The following is a 14,167-nucleotide window of genomic DNA, read 5'->3' on the forward strand; positions in this document are numbered from 1 at the left end:
CCCCACAGGGTGCAACGTCAGGCGATGCCGGCTGCTTCCGGCTTTCCGATGTACTTCACGTAACCCTCGGCTTCGAGCTGGTCGGCCAGCTCCGGACCGCCGGACTCGGCGATGCGGCCACCGGCGAACACGTGCACGAAGTCGGGCGAGATGTACTTGAGGATCCGGGTGTAGTGCGTGATCAGCATGACGCCGGCCTCACCGGACTGCTTGTACCGGTTCACGCCCTCGGACACGACGCGCAGCGCGTCGACGTCCAGGCCGGAGTCGGTCTCGTCGAGGATGGCGATCTTCGGCTGGAGCAGCCCGAGCTGAAGGATCTCGTGGCGCTTCTTCTCGCCGCCGGAGAAGCCCTCGTTGACGGAGCGCTCGGCGAAGGCCGGGTCGATGTCCAGCTCGGACATCGCCTCCTTGACCTCCTTGACCCAGTGGCGCAGCTTCGGCGCCTCGCCGCGCACGGCGGTGGCGGCGGTGCGCAGGAAGTTCGACATCGAGACGCCGGGCACCTCGACCGGGTACTGCATGGCGAGGAACACGCCCGCGCGGGCGCGCTCGTCCACGGTCATCTCCAGCACGTCCTCGCCGTCCAGCAGCACGCTGCCGGAGGTGACGGTGTACTTGGGGTGCCCGGCGATGGCGTAGGACAAGGTGGACTTGCCCGAGCCGTTGGGGCCCATGATCGCGTGGGTCTCGCCTGCCTTGATGGTCAGGTCGACGCCCTTGAGGATCTCCTTGGAGCCGTCGTCGGTGTTGACCGAGACGTGCAGGTCCTTGATCTCCAGAGTGGCCATTGGTACTTCGTTCTCCTGGTGTTGCGGGCGAGAAAAGTCAGTTCGTAGCCAGGGTCAGTTCACAGCCGCGGTGACGTCCACGTAGACGTCGTCCCCGCGCAGTTCGACGGCGAACACGTCGACCGGCTCGGTGGCGGGCGGCGAGGACGGGCGGCCGGTGCGCAGGTCGAAGCACGACCCGTGCAGCCAGCACTCCACGCCCTTGCGCGTCACCTCGCCCTCGCTGAGCGACACCTCGGCGTGCGTGCACAGGTCGCGCAGGGCGTGCACGGTCCCGCCGTCGCGGACGAGCAGGACCGGGGTGTGCTCGTCGCCGACCTCGAACGCGGCGGGTTTGCCGTCGTCGAGGTCGGTCAGCGAGCACACCCTGTTCATACGGTGCCTCCGCTGGGGCACGCGCGTCGGCTCGTCACACGCCCACCGCTTCGAGCTCCGCCTCGATCGCGGCTTCCAGGCGCTCGCGCACCTCGGGGACGGCGATCTTCAGCAGGATCTCGTGGAAGAAGCCGCGCACGACCAGTCGGCGCGCCTGGTCCTCCGGGATGCCCCGGGCCTGGAGGTAGAACAGCTGCTCGTCGTCGAACCGGCCGGTGGCGCTGGCGTGGCCCGCGCCTTCGATCTCGCCGGTCTCGATCTCCAGGTTGGGCACCGAGTCGGCGCGCGCGCCGTCGGTGAGCACCAGGTTCCGGTTGAGCTCGAAGGTCTCGGTGCCCTCGGCGGCGGCGCGGATGAGCACGTCGCCGATCCACACCGTGTGCGCGTCCTCGCCCTGCAACGCGCCCTTGTAGACCACGTTGCTGCGGCAGTTGGACGCCGAGTGGTCGATGAAGGTGCGGTGCTCCAGGTGCTGGCCGGCGTCGGCGAAGTACAGGCCGAGCAGTTCGGCGTCGCCGCCGCGGCCGGTGTAGGTGACCGCCGGCGTGAGGCGGACGACGTTGCCGCCGAGGGTGATGACGGTGTGCTTGAACGAGGCGTCGCGGCCCAGCTTGGCGTGGTGCGACGAGACGTGCACCGCGTCGTCGGCCCAGTCCTGGATGGCGACCACGGTGAGGTGCGCGCCGTCGCCGACGACGAACTCGATGTTGTCGGCGTACGCGCCGGAGCCGCGGTGGTCGATGACGACGACGGCCTCAGCGAACTGCTCGGCGTGCACGTGCAGGTGGCCGTAGGCGACCTGGCCCTCGCCCGCGCCGGTCACCGTGATGGTGGTCGGCTCGGACTTCGCGTCACCGGGGAGGGTGACGACGGTGGCCTCGGTGAACGACGTCCAGGCCTGGGCGGCGACGCGGTCACCGGGGGTGCCCGCGACGCCGAGGCGCTCGTCGCCGCGCGCCACGGTCTCGACCGTGACGCCCTCCGGCGCGTCGACCTCGACGTTCGCGGTGCCGGTGGCCTCGGCGCCGTTGTGCAGGTTCGCCAGGCGCTTCATGGGGGTGAAGCGCCAGATCTCCTCGCGACCGCCGGGCACTTCGAACGCGTTCACGTCGAAGGACGTGAAGTGGTCCGCGCGCGAAGAGATCGGGGCGGTGCCCGTTTTCCCGGCGCGACCGTGCGAGTGAGCCGTCAGGCCGTGTTGCTGGTCTTCGGTGGTGACGGCCATGTCAGCCGACGGCCCCTTCCATCTGCAGCTCGATCAGGCGGTTCAGCTCGAGGGCGTACTCCATCGGCAGCTCGCGCGCGATGGGCTCGACGAACCCGCGCACGATCATCGCCATGGCCTCGTCCTCGTTGAGACCGCGGGACATCAGGTAGAACAGCTGGTCCTCGGAGACCTTCGAGACCGTGGCCTCGTGGCCCATCGACACGTCGTCCTCGCGGACGTCGACGTACGGGTAGGTGTCCGAGCGGCTGATGTTGTCCACCAGCAGCGCGTCGCACTTGACCGTGGACTTCGAGTGGTGCGCCCGCTTGTTGACCTGGACCAGGCCGCGGTAGGAGGTGCGGCCGCCGCCGCGCGCCACCGACTTCGACACGATCGTGGACGACGTGTGCGGCGCCATGTGCACCATCTTCGCGCCGGCGTCCTGGTGCTGGCCCTCGCCCGCGAACGCGATCGAGAGGACCTCGCCCTTGGCGTGCTCGCCCATCAGGAACACGGCCGGGTACTTCATGGTGACCTTGGAGCCGATGTTGCCGTCGATCCACTCCATGGTCGCGCCCTCTTCGGCCTTGGCGCGCTTGGTGACCAGGTTGTAGACGTTGTTCGACCAGTTCTGGATGGTCGTGTAGCGGCAGCGACCACCCTTCTTGACGATGATCTCCACGACGGCGGAGTGCAGCGAGTCCGACGAGTAGATCGGCGCGGTGCAGCCCTCGACGTAGTGCACGTACGCGCCCTCGTCGACGATGATCAGCGTGCGCTCGAACTGGCCCATGTTCTCGGTGTTGATCCGGAAGTAGGCCTGCAGCGGGATGTCGACGTGGACGCCCTTGGGCACGTAGATGAACGAGCCGCCCGACCACACCGCGGAGTTCAGCGCGGAGAACTTGTTGTCACCCGAAGGGATGACGGAGCCGAAGTACTCCTTGAACAGCTCCGGGTGCTCGCGCAGCGCCGTGTCCGTGTCGAGGAAGATGACGCCCTGCTCCTCGAGGTCCTCGCGGATCTTGTGGTAGACGACCTCGGACTCGTACTGGGCCGCGACGCCGGACACCAGGCGCTGCTTCTCCGCCTCCGGGATGCCGAGGCGGTCGTAGGTGTTCTTGATCTCGTCGGGCAGGTCGTCCCAGGTCGCCGCCTGCTTCTCGGTCGACCGGACGAAGTACTTGATGTTGTCGAAGTCGATGCCCGACAGGTCGGAGCCCCAGGTCGGCATGGGCTTGCGGTCGAACAACCGCAGCGCCTTGAGCCGGAACTCCAGCATCCACTCGGGCTCGTTCTTCTTCGCCGAGATGTCCCGAACGACGTCCTCGTTCAGGCCCCGGCGAGCGCTCGCGCCTGCCACGTCCGAGTCGGACCAGCCGAACTCGTAGTTGCCGATGCTCGCCAGGGTCTCTTCCTGGGTGAGCGGGGCTGTGGTGGTGCGCTGCTCGGCAGCGGCAGTCATGCGGGCTCCCCTCCATCTGAAGTCTGATCGTCGGCTCCGCCGACTGGAGTCTGGTCGTCGGTTCCGCCGACCGTGATCCGGGGTGTGTTCGGGATGTGCGTCGTGCACACGGCATCGCCGCGGGCGATGGTGGCCAGGCGCTGGACGTGCGTGCCGAGCAGGTCGGCGAACGCCGCCGTCTCGGTCTCGCACAGCTGCGGGAACTCCGCCGCGACGTGCGCCACCGGGCACAGGTGCTGGCAGAGCTGCTCGCCCGCCCCCACGTGGCGCGCCGAGGCAGCGTAGCCCTCCCTGGTCAGGGCCACCGCCAGGGCCTTGGCCCGCTCCGCGGCGTCGGGCTGGGACACGATGGCCGCGCGGTGCTGGTCGACGAATGCGGACACCCGTCGTTCGGCGAAGGCTCGTACCGCCTCCTCCCCGCCCTGTTCGGCGAGGAACCGCAGCGCGGCCACGGCGAGGTCGTCGTAGGCGTGCCCGAAGCGGGCCCGCCCCTGCTCGGTCAGCAGGAAGAGCTTGGCCGGGCGACCCCGGCCGCGCTGACCCCGTCGAGAGGCCTCCCTGCTGGTCGCCTCGCCGTCGGCCACCAGCACGTCGATGTGCCGGCGCACCGCCGTGGGGCTCAGGCCCAGCTGCTCCGCGACCGAGGCCGCGGTCACCGGGCCCTGCTCCAGGAGGAGCCGTGCGACGGCGTGCCGGGTACGGCCGTCGTGCCCGGACGGCACAGCGGTCGAAGAGGTCCCGGCGTTTTTCACAACACCAGTGTTGCGTATTTCGCGGGCCGCCGCAAAGATCGGCCCTCGTCGGGTGACCCGAGTCACGCGTTCGAGCCGGTCGCTACCCTTCGGGCGTGGCGGCGGGCGGAATGGTGATGGCGAACCGAAGCGAGATCGGCGAGGCAGCACCCCTCGACGCGCCCGAACGGCGACAGCTCGACGTGATCCGCCGATGGGGCACGGTGGGCGCGTTGCTGCTGGCCGTCGGGTCGCTCGGGTCGGGCGCCGCGCCCATCTTCAGCCCGCTGCCGGGCACGCCGCTGCTCGGCCTGTTCCCCCGGATGCCCAGCGCGTCGATGGCGGTCGCGTGGACCGGCATCTTCCTCATCGTGTCGGCCTGGCTGTGGCTGGGCCGGTTCGCCCGGCCGGGCCGCCCCCGGCTGATGTCGCGCAGCCAGCTCGACCGCACCCTGCTCATGTGGATCACGCCGCTGGTGTTCGTGCTGCCCATGTTCAGCCGGGACGTCTACAGCTACCTGGCGCAGTCGCAGATCGCGGCCAACGGGCAGGACCCGTACGAGCTCGGCCCGGCCACGGCGCTGGGCGTCGAGCACGACCTGACCAAGAACGTGCCGAACATCTGGCGCGAGACGCCCGCGCCGTACGGGCCGCTGTTCCTGGCCGCCGGGCGGGTCATCTCGATGGTGACCGGCGACAGCGTCCTGCCCGGCATCTTCCTGCACCGGCTGCTGGGGCTCCTGGGGCTGGCGATGATCGTGTGGGCGCTGCCCCGGCTGGCCCGGCGGTTCGGCGTGCCGCCGGTGAGCGCGCTGTGGCTGGGAGCGGCGAACCCGCTCGTGCTGTTCCACCTGGTCGTGGGCGTGCACAACGAAGGCCTGGCGATCGGCCTGATGCTGGTGGGGCTGGAGTTGGCGCTGCGGAAGATGCCCGTGGTCCCCGGCACGCCGATGACGCGTGAAGAGCTGCTGTGGATAGTCCTCGGCGCGACCATGATCACGTTCGGGGCGGCGGTGAAGATCCCGGCGGCCCTGGCCCTCGGGTTCCTGGGCGTGCTGATCGCGCGGCGGTGGGGCGGACGGCTCGCCGACCTGCTGCGGGCGGCGCTGTTGCTGCTGGTCATCTCGGGTGTGGTGATGGTCGGGACGTGCGTCGGCACCGGGCTCGGGTTCGGGTGGGTGGAGACGCTGAACGTGGCCGGCACGGTGAAGAGCTGGATGTCGCCGCCGACCGCGATGGGGTTCATGGGCGGCGGCCTCGGGCTGGCGCTCGGGCTGGGCAACCACACCGAGTCGGTGATCGTGCTGATGCGGATCGTGACCCAGGCCGTGTCCGTGGTGATCGTGGCGACGCTGCTGTGGAAGGCGTTCCGGGGTCGGATCAAGGCGGTCAACGGCCTGGGCGCCGGGTTGGGCGCGGTGCTCGTGCTCGGGCCCGTGCTGCAACCGTGGTACGTGCTGTGGGCGGCGTTGCCGCTGGCCACAGCCGTGCTGGCACGTCGGTTCCGGGTGTTCGCGACGACCGCGAGCGCGGTGATCGCGGTGATCCTGCCGCCGACGGGCTCGGCGTTCGACGGGCGGGCCTACATCGTGCCGCAGGCCGTGGCGGGCGCCCTGATCACGTTCGCCGTGTGCCTCTTCGTCGCCCGCAAACAGGTGATCCCCCTCATCAAGCGCGACCCGCTCCCCGGCTCCGCCTGACCCCACCGCGCGTGAGTCCTACCTTCACGCGGCGTGAGTCCTACCTTCACGCGGCGTGAGTCCTACGTTCGGAACAGCCGAGTTGAACACTCAGCACACGCGGCGTCGGCCGAGGCTCGCGTCGAGCGTTGAATTCACCCCTCGTGAACGTAGGACTCTCGACGCGTGGACGTAGGACACGCGCGGGTGTAACCGGGTGGGGGCGGTGGGCGAGGTAGGGGGTGCGGGAGGATCGGAGATCCGCGGGGAGGGGAGGCCTGGTGGACGTGCCCAGGGAGCAGATCCGGTTCGCCGTCGTGCTCAACGGGGGTGTGAGCCTCGCCGTCTGGATGGGCGGGGTCGTGCTCGAGCTCGACCGCCTGACCAGGGGCGACGGCCCGTACGCCGACCTGCTGGACCTGGTCGGCAGCACGGCCCGCGCCGACGTCATCACGGGCACGTCGGCAGGCGGCATCAACGGCGCCGCGTTGGCGTTGTCGCAGGTCAACGCCAACGCCCGGCTGGAACGGCTGCGTGACCTGTGGGCCGAGCAGGGCCGCATGGAGCAGCTGCTGCGCACGCCGTTCCGGGGGCAGCCCGCCTCGCTGCTGCGCGGCGACGAGTTCTTCCTCCCGCGGCTGCGCGAAGCGCTCGAACGCCTGACCTCGGACTTCGTCCCGCAGGAGGACCGGCCGGTCGACCTGCGCATCACGACCACGCTGCTCGCGGGCGTCCCCACGGTCACCCACGACGACCTCGGCCAGACCCTCGTCCAGGCCACCCACCAGGGCAGCTTCTCGTTCCGCCGCGACCCGGGCGGCCGGGACGACTTCGCCGCCGAGAAGCTGCCCGCGCTGGTCAGCCGGCTGGCGCTGGCCGCGCGCTCGTCGGCGTCGTTCCCGTTCGCGTTCGAGCCGTCGTTCATCCCGGTCGCGCCCGGCGCCCCCGACGGCGACAAGCCCAACATGGCCGAGGTCGCGTCCTGGGCCAACGGCACCGACAACCGGTCCCGCTACGCCGTCGACGGCGGCGTCCTGGTCAACACGCCCACCAAGGAGGCGTTGGAGGCCATCGACCGGATGCCCGCCGAAGGCCCGGTGCGGCGGGTGATGCTGCTGGTGTTCCCGCACGCCCCCGAGGCGGTCGTGGAGCCGGTGGCCCCGGTGGACGGCGCGCTGCCCAGCACCATGGCCACCGGCGGCAAGCTGCTCGGCGCGCTGACCAGCCAGAGCGGGCGGACCTACGTCGACCGCATCGAGGAGCACAACCGCAACGCCGCGTCCCGCCGCGGCGGCCGCAACGCCCTGCTGGACCGGCTCGCGTCCGGCGGCTCGGTCACCGGCAGGGTGTACGCGCTGGCCGAGACGCTGCACGACCACTACGAGGACGTGCGCATCCGGCACGCGGCCCGTGACGTCACGACCCGCCAGTTCGAGGTGCCGGGCGCGAACGCCGCCGGCTGGACGTTCGAACGGGTCCGCGCGGCGGCCGAGGCGGCGCAGCGCGAGTACCGCGCCGACCACAGCAGGCTGCCGTACGTGCCGACGCGGCCGCAGCCCGCCGCGTTGCCGGCGCACGGCTGGCCGTGGGGCATCACGATGGCCGAACGGCTCGCGTCCGCCGCGATGGACGTGCTCAAGCGCCTGGTGTGGGTGATGCCGGACGCCCAGCGGCTCGCGCTGGCCCGCACGAACCTGTTCGACGTGCGGGCGAGGCTGCGCGCCGCCCGGATCGAGCTGGACGGGCACTGGACCACCGAGGGCACCGAGGAGCTGGACCAGTCGTACTGGGAACGGCGGGTCGTCCGGTTCGCCGCGAAGATGCTGGACGAGCCGGACGGCGTCGGGCAGCGGGTGCGCGAGCAGGTGGAGCGGATCGCGGGCGTGCTCGGTGACGCGCACGACATCCTCGACCAGCTGGACGACGAGCAGCTGCGGGTCGGCGAGCTGCGGTCGTGGCACCGGCTGCTGACCGAGCCGCGCACCGACGCGGAGGCCGCGGCGTGCCTGGTGGCGGGCGAGCTGTGGCTGTCGCGGGTGCTGGCGCTGGAGGTCGCGACGACGTGCCTGGCCGACGACAGCCGCGGCGGCCTCGACCAGGCCGTGGAGCTGGTGCAGATCAGCCTGCAGACGCGCAACGCGTTCGCCGAGTACAGCGTCACCGCCGAGGACAAGGCGGGTGGCGCGTCGCTGCACCGGTTCTCCGGGTTCCTCAAGCGGTCCTGGCGGGTCAACGACTGGATCTGGGGGCGGCTCGACGGCGCGACCATGCTGTGCAAGGTGCTGTTCGACCCGAAGCGGCTGCTGCGCGTCGACCGGTTGACCGGCGTGGGCGGCGACCCCGTCGAACGGGCCGCGGCGAAGGTCGACGAGCTGGTGGCGCAGCTGTTCGGCGACGGCGTGCCGGACGAGCTGGCGCCCTGCGTCGAGCGGGCGAAAGCCGAGCTGGGGGCGGTCTACGCGAACCCGGAGGGCGACCACCCGCCGACCTGTGCGGCGTTGGCGGAGCTGGCCGCGTGGAGCCTGCACGTGCGGATCATCTGCGAGGAGCTGCCCGCGCTGCGCGCCGCGATCCTGGCCGACCGCCACGAGGGCGCGGACCGGCGGTCGCGCGGCGAGCTGTTCCTGGAGGAGCAGGCGGCGCTGCTGGCCCGGCTGCCCGTGCGCACGGACGCGGAGCGGGTCGAGGTAGGCGTGCGGGGGTTGAGCGCGTTCGACCGGGCGGGCATCGGGCGTGAGCCGCTGGTGCAGGAGGCGAGCAGCGACCAGGTGATCCGGACGGCGGCGACGGCCGCGGCGGTGGCGATCACCGTGGCCGACAGCGACAACTCCGGGCTGGGCACGGCGAAACCGCTGACCAGGACGTTGCGCGGGGCGGCGCTGCTGCCGTACTGGACGATCACCGGGCTGACCAGGGGCGGCCGGTTGGCGCAGTTCCTGGGGCTGCTCGGGTTCGCGCTGGGCGGGGCGCTGCTGGTGCTGTCGCTGTTCGACCTGCTGCCGCCGTGGGCGGTGGGTCCGGCGGCGGCGTTCGGCGGCGGCACGCTGCTGGCCGCGTTCGGCTACGCGGCGCTGCGCTCCGGGACGCTGCTGCACGGGCTCGTGCTGCTGTCGCCGGTGATCCCGCTGGTGACGGTGGCGATCGACCGGACCAGGAACGCGTTGGCGGGCGAGGCGGGCGACCAGGCCGTGACGGGCATGGTGGCGGTCGGCGGTGTGCTGCTGGTCGTCGTGGGGTTGCTGATCATCGGCAGCCTGCCCGCGCCGGTGGGCACGCCGCTGGCCGTGCTGGGCAAGATCCGGCTCAAGCCCCGGCTGCTGGTGCGGGTGCTCGTGGCGGCGGCGATCGTGGTCGGCGTGTGGGCCGTGGTGCGGTACCGGCTGTACGACCTCAGTCCGGCGCTGGTGGTGGTCGGCACGGTGGTGGCGATCGTGTTCGGCGCGGTCACGTCGTACGTGCTGGGCAGTTCGCTGCGCCGGTGGCGGCAGGTCGACGGGGTGTGGGACACGGAGGCCGCCGAGCCGCCCGCGTCGGCGACCGCCGGGTGGGCCGCCGTGTACGGGGCCGTGCTGCTGGTCGTCGCCGCGGTGGTGCAGGTGTTCTCGCTGCGGTTCACCGGGTGGGAGGCGGTGCTGGGCACGGCGTTGGCGTTCGGCTTGGTGCTGCTGTCGGTGACGACGTGGTGGGTGCCGCTGCGGGCCAGGCGGACCATCGCCACGTCCCTGGTGGAGCAGATGTCCATCGTGGACTTCGAGGCGGAGGACGTGGCCGAGGTGCTGCTGCGGCGGCTGGAGGGGCACGGGATGCTGTTCAAGTTCCTCACCGAGCTGGACGCCGACGGCAAGCCCCGCCTCAACGCCGGTGGTCTCCGCGTCGCCCACCGCGCCGCCTACCGTTCCACCACCGGCTCCGACATCGACTGACCCCGCGAGAGTCCTACGTCCACGCGGCGAGAGTCCAACGTTCAGGGCCCGTGAGTTCAACGCTCGCACTGTGGCCTCGCGCGCTGAGCGTTGAATTCAGGTGTCGTGGACGTTGGACTCTCGCGGCCTGGAGGTTGGACTCTCGCGGCGTGGAGGTTGGACTCTCGCGGCCTGGACGTAGGACTCTCGCGGCCTGGAGGTTGGACTCTCGCGGCGTGGAGGTTGGACTCTCGAGGGGTGGGGGTTGGACTCTCGAGGGTCAGGCGGCGAGGGCGGGGGTCTGGTCGATGGCGGGCAGGCCCAGGGCGCGGGCGTAGAGGGACTCGAAGGTCTCCAGGGTGGTGTCGATGGCGTGGGCGGCGATGAGGTCGCCGGACGCGGCGCCCATCCGGGCGGTGACGGCGGGGTCCGCGGTGACGGCGTGCAGGCGATCGGCCAGGCCGCGCACGTCGCCCGGCGTGAACAGCCAGCCGTTGCGGCCCGGTTTGCACAGGTGCGGCAGCGCCATCGCGTCCGCGACCACCACCGGCTTGCCCGCGGCCATCGCCTCCATCGTCGCCAGGCTCTGCAGCTCCGCGATGCCCGGCATGCAGAACACGTCGGCCGCGGCGTAGGCGTCCAGCAGCTCGGACTCGCGCACGAAGCCGCGGAAGCGGACGCGGTCGGCGATGCCCAGGTCACGCGCCAGCAGCTCCCACTCCGCCCGGCACGACCCGTCGCCCACGATCTCGGCGTGCAGCCGCGGCACGAGCGCCAACGCCCGCAGCAGCTCGTCGACCCGCTTCTCCTCGTCCAGCCGGCCCACGAACAGCACGGTCGGCGCGTCGGTGTGCCGCACGGGGCGGCGCGACCGGTAGCGGTCGATGTCGATCCCGCACGACACCGGCACGGCCCGCGCCGGGAACCCGTTGTCGTGCAGCAGCTGCACGGCGCGCGGCGTCGGCGCGGTCACCACGTCCGCGAGGCCGAACACGCGGCCCAGGTCGCGCCACGCCCACCGCGACGCCACGCCCTGCGACCACGCCGGCACGCGGGCGTGCCCGAACAGGTTCTCCGGCATGAAGTGGTTCGTCGCGACCGTCGGGATCCCCCGCGACGCCGCCTCCCGCAGCGCGTACCGGCCCACCACGAAGTGCGCCTGGACGTGCACCAGGTCCGGCCTCAGCCCTTCCAGCAGCGCGCCGACGTCCTTGCGGACCTGCCACGGCAGCCCGATGCGGAACGTGCGGTGGAACGGCGTGCGGTGCGAGCGCACCCGGTGCACGGTGATCCCGTCGGCGCGCTCGGTGCGGGCCGCGCCGTCCGCCGACACGCAGATCACGTGCACGTCGTGGCCGCGGCCGGCGAGGCCGGTGGCGAGGCGGTGGGCGAACCGGGCCGCGCCGTTGACGTCCGGGGGGAACGTCTCCGCGGCGATCACGATCCGCATGGCGCGTCCGTTGGTCACTGTCGTCTCCGATCTGGTGGGAACTGCGGGAAGGGTTCGAGTGCGGGCCAGCGCGACGACGCCGCCGACGGCGACCGCGGCGCAGGCGAGTTCGGCCACGCCGACGAGCGGGCTGGTCCGGGTCGCCTCGCCGAGCAGCCCCGCGCCGATGCCGACGGCCACGAGGGGGTCCACCACGGTGAGGCAGGCGACCGCGAGGTGCGGCGGTCCGCTGGCGTAGGCGTGCTGGATGAACCAGCCGCCGACGACGAGGGCGGCGACGATGCCCGCCGCCGAGAACGCGGTCGTCCACACCAGGCCGCCCTGCTGGACGTCCTGGGACACCGACCGCATGAGCACCGACACGAAGCCGTAGGCGACGCCGCCCGCCGCGCCGAAACCGAGGGCGCGCACCGCCGGCCGGGTCGACAGCACGCCGACCAGGCCCGGGGCCGCGATCAGGCCGAGCGCCAGCAGCGCGGCCTTCAGCTCGGCTTCCGGCGCGACCGCGGTGGGCGTGGCGCTGCCCGCGGCCAGGAGCACGAAGGCGCCCACGCCGAACGTGGTCCACGCGACCGCGGGCAGCTCGCGGCGGCGGCCGTCGAGGACCGCGGTGATGCCGATCGCGACCACGCCGACCGGCTGCACCACGCTCAACGGCGCCATCCCCAGGGCCGCCGCGTGCACGCCGGCGCCGAGGACGAGCAGCACCAGGCCCAGCAGCCACCGGGGCCTGCGCAGCAGCTCCAGGACCCGCAGGGCGGCGCCCTCGCCGGCCCGCACGGCGTCGTGCTGCAGGCGTGCGGCGAAGGCGAAGAACACCGCGCCGACGACGGCGAGCAGGACGGCGAGCCACGTCATGACGTCTCCTCGCGGCGCAGGACGGCGGAGGCCAGCGCGAACAGCAGGGCGTAGAGCAACGCGAACAGAACACGCTCGAAAAGCCCGAGGACGACCGCGCCGCTGCCCGGGAAGAGCACCGAGACGTGGCTGAGCATGAATGCCACCGAGGTGATTCCGGCGGCAATGGAAAAACGACGCAGGGTGGTACTGGGGATGAACGTCCGGGAAATCAGCCACCCGGCCAGCGGCAGGCTCGCGAACATCACCGCGCCCGCGTAGCGGTGCACCGCGCCGGCGAACGACGTGGGCGCGCCGATCGGGTCGGTGGGGAACACCGTCGCCACCGCCAGCCCCGCCGACCACAGGCCCATCAGCACCGCCACCGGTCCCCGCCTGGGCAAACCCGCCCGGATCAGGGTGACGAGCAGGCCCGCCGACGCCGCCGCCAGGGTCAGCGACGTCGCGGCGAGCAACCCGCTGCCGTGGTCCACGAAGATGTAATCGCTGATCGTGTGGGCGATCGGGCTGAGCTCACCGACCGACGCCACGTGCAGGTAAACAATCGGGAACAACGACAGGACGAGTCCCCCGACGACCGGCGGCGACACCGCCGTCCGACTTTCCCCCCGGATCTCCACCACGAGGAAAATCTTCACCCGGAATGGTGACCGAAGATATCGGGAACACCCCCGAGACGACCCTGAAGCCACCCGGAGAACCCTGGTGGGGCTGACCCCACCACCGGGGTGGGGCCGGCCACGCCCTAGGCTTCCGCGTCGTGAGCCCGCACCCCCAGCACCCTGCCGTGGAAGTGTCGGGGCTGGTCAAGCGCTACGGCTCCACCGTCGCGGTGAACGGACTCGACCTCACCCTCGACACCGGCTCGGTCCTCGCGCTCCTCGGCCCCAACGGCGCCGGGAAGACGACGACCGTCGAGGTGTGCGAGGGGTTCCGGGCGGCCGACGGCGGCGAGGTCCGCGTCCTCGGCCTCGACCCGGGACGCGACGGCGACGCGCTGCGGCCCCGCATCGGCGTCATGCCGCAGGGCGGCGGCGGCTATCCGGGCGTGCGGGCCGACGAGATGCTGCGCCTGGTCGCCGCGTGCGCCGCGAACCCGCTCGACCCCGCGTGGCTGCTCGACGTGCTCGGGCTGACGTCCTCGGTGCGCACCCCGTACAAGCGGCTGTCCGGCGGGCAGCAGCAGCGCCTGTCGCTGGCGTGCGCCCTGGTCGGACGGCCCGAGCTGGTGTTCCTCGACGAGCCCACCGCCGGCATGGACCCCCAGGCGCGCCGCCTGGTGTGGGAGCTGGTGTCGGCGCTGCGCGCGGACGGCGTGAGCGTGCTGCTCACCACCCACCTCATGGACGAGGCCGAGGCGCTGGCCGACCACGTCGTCATCGTCGACGCCGGCCGCGTCGTGGCGCAGGGCAGCCCCGCCGAGCTGACCGAGCACCACGCCGACGACCGGCAGCTCCGCTTTCGCGCCCGACCCGGGCTGGAGCTGACGCTGCTGCGCGACGCCCTGCCGGAAGGTTTGCAGGTGCGCGAGGCCAGCCGGGGCACCTACCTGGTGCACGGCACCATCGACCCGCAGGTCCTCTCCACGGTCACCTCGTGGTGCGCCCAGCAGGGCGTGCTGGCCGAGGAGCTGACCGTGGCCAGGCGCAGCCTGGAGGACGTGTTCCTGGAGCTGACCGGCAGGGAGCTGCGCTCGTGACGGAACCACC

10 protein-coding genes are annotated in these 14,167 nt (G+C 72.0%); 3 read left to right on the forward strand and 7 right to left on the reverse strand.

All coding sequences use genetic code 11. The annotated features are described in order from the left end of the window. Positions 1 to 17: 17 nt before the first annotated feature. The 5 genes from sufC to IOD16_RS25150 are packed head-to-tail and all read right to left on the reverse strand — an operon-like array spanning position 18 to position 4,590. Positions 18 to 791, reverse strand: coding sequence for a Fe-S cluster assembly ATPase SufC (gene sufC / locus IOD16_RS25130; RefSeq protein WP_201436403.1), 774 nt, complete (start codon positions 789 to 791; stop codon positions 18 to 20). A gap of 54 nt (positions 792 to 845) precedes the next feature. Next, the gene (locus IOD16_RS25135) at positions 846 to 1,166 is read right to left on the reverse strand and encodes a non-heme iron oxygenase ferredoxin subunit (RefSeq protein ID WP_201436404.1); all 321 of its coding nucleotides are present in this window, start codon (positions 1,164 to 1,166) and stop codon (positions 846 to 848) included. Positions 1,167 to 1,200: 34 nt separating this feature from the next. Then, positions 1,201 to 2,391 carry a Fe-S cluster assembly protein SufD gene (sufD, locus tag IOD16_RS25140; RefSeq protein ID WP_236594365.1) on the reverse strand — a complete coding sequence of 397 codons (1,191 nt, stop codon included), beginning with the start codon at positions 2,389 to 2,391 and terminating at the stop codon, positions 1,201 to 1,203. Position 2,392: 1 nt separating this feature from the next. Beyond that, complete coding sequence (sufB, locus tag IOD16_RS25145) at positions 2,393 to 3,838, reverse strand: Fe-S cluster assembly protein SufB (RefSeq protein WP_106620034.1); 1,446 nt, start codon at positions 3,836 to 3,838, stop codon at positions 2,393 to 2,395. Beyond that, positions 3,835 to 4,590, reverse strand: a complete 756-nt coding sequence (locus IOD16_RS25150; protein WP_236594366.1) for a helix-turn-helix transcriptional regulator — start codon at positions 4,588 to 4,590, stop codon at positions 3,835 to 3,837. Before IOD16_RS25150 ends, sufB begins: the two co-directional genes overlap by 4 nt. Before the next feature lie 116 nt (positions 4,591 to 4,706). On the opposite strand from IOD16_RS25150, the gene mptB reads away from it, so the two are divergent. Together mptB and IOD16_RS25160 are read left to right on the forward strand one after the other, a co-directional pair. Continuing rightward, on the forward strand, positions 4,707 to 6,269 hold the full coding sequence (gene mptB / locus IOD16_RS25155; RefSeq protein WP_236594367.1) for a polyprenol phosphomannose-dependent alpha 1,6 mannosyltransferase MptB: 1,563 nt from the start codon (positions 4,707 to 4,709) through the stop codon (positions 6,267 to 6,269). A 260-nt stretch (positions 6,270 to 6,529) separates the two neighbouring features. Next, positions 6,530 to 10,171 carry a patatin-like protein gene (locus IOD16_RS25160; protein WP_236594368.1) on the forward strand — a complete coding sequence of 1,214 codons (3,642 nt, stop codon included), beginning with the start codon at positions 6,530 to 6,532 and terminating at the stop codon, positions 10,169 to 10,171. A gap of 259 nt (positions 10,172 to 10,430) precedes the next feature. Here IOD16_RS25160 and IOD16_RS25165 read toward each other — a convergent pair whose 3' ends face one another. Next, entirely contained in the window at positions 10,431 to 12,458 is a 2,028-nt protein-coding gene (locus IOD16_RS25165) for a glycosyltransferase (protein WP_201436405.1), read from the reverse strand. Beyond that, on the reverse strand, positions 12,455 to 13,096 hold the full coding sequence (locus tag IOD16_RS25170) for a DUF998 domain-containing protein (RefSeq protein WP_328809359.1): 642 nt from the start codon (positions 13,094 to 13,096) through the stop codon (positions 12,455 to 12,457). Before IOD16_RS25170 ends, IOD16_RS25165 begins: the two co-directional genes overlap by 4 nt. A 122-nt stretch (positions 13,097 to 13,218) precedes the next feature. Between IOD16_RS25170 and IOD16_RS25175 the strand changes: the two genes are divergently transcribed. Continuing rightward, entirely contained in the window at positions 13,219 to 14,157 is a 939-nt protein-coding gene (locus IOD16_RS25175; RefSeq protein WP_236594370.1) for an ABC transporter ATP-binding protein, read from the forward strand. Positions 14,158 to 14,167: the final 10 nt, after the last annotated feature.

It is taken from the genome of Saccharothrix sp. 6-C, assembly GCF_016695385.1.
GTDB classification, from domain to species: Bacteria; Actinomycetota; Actinomycetes; order Mycobacteriales; family Pseudonocardiaceae; genus Actinosynnema; species Actinosynnema texasense.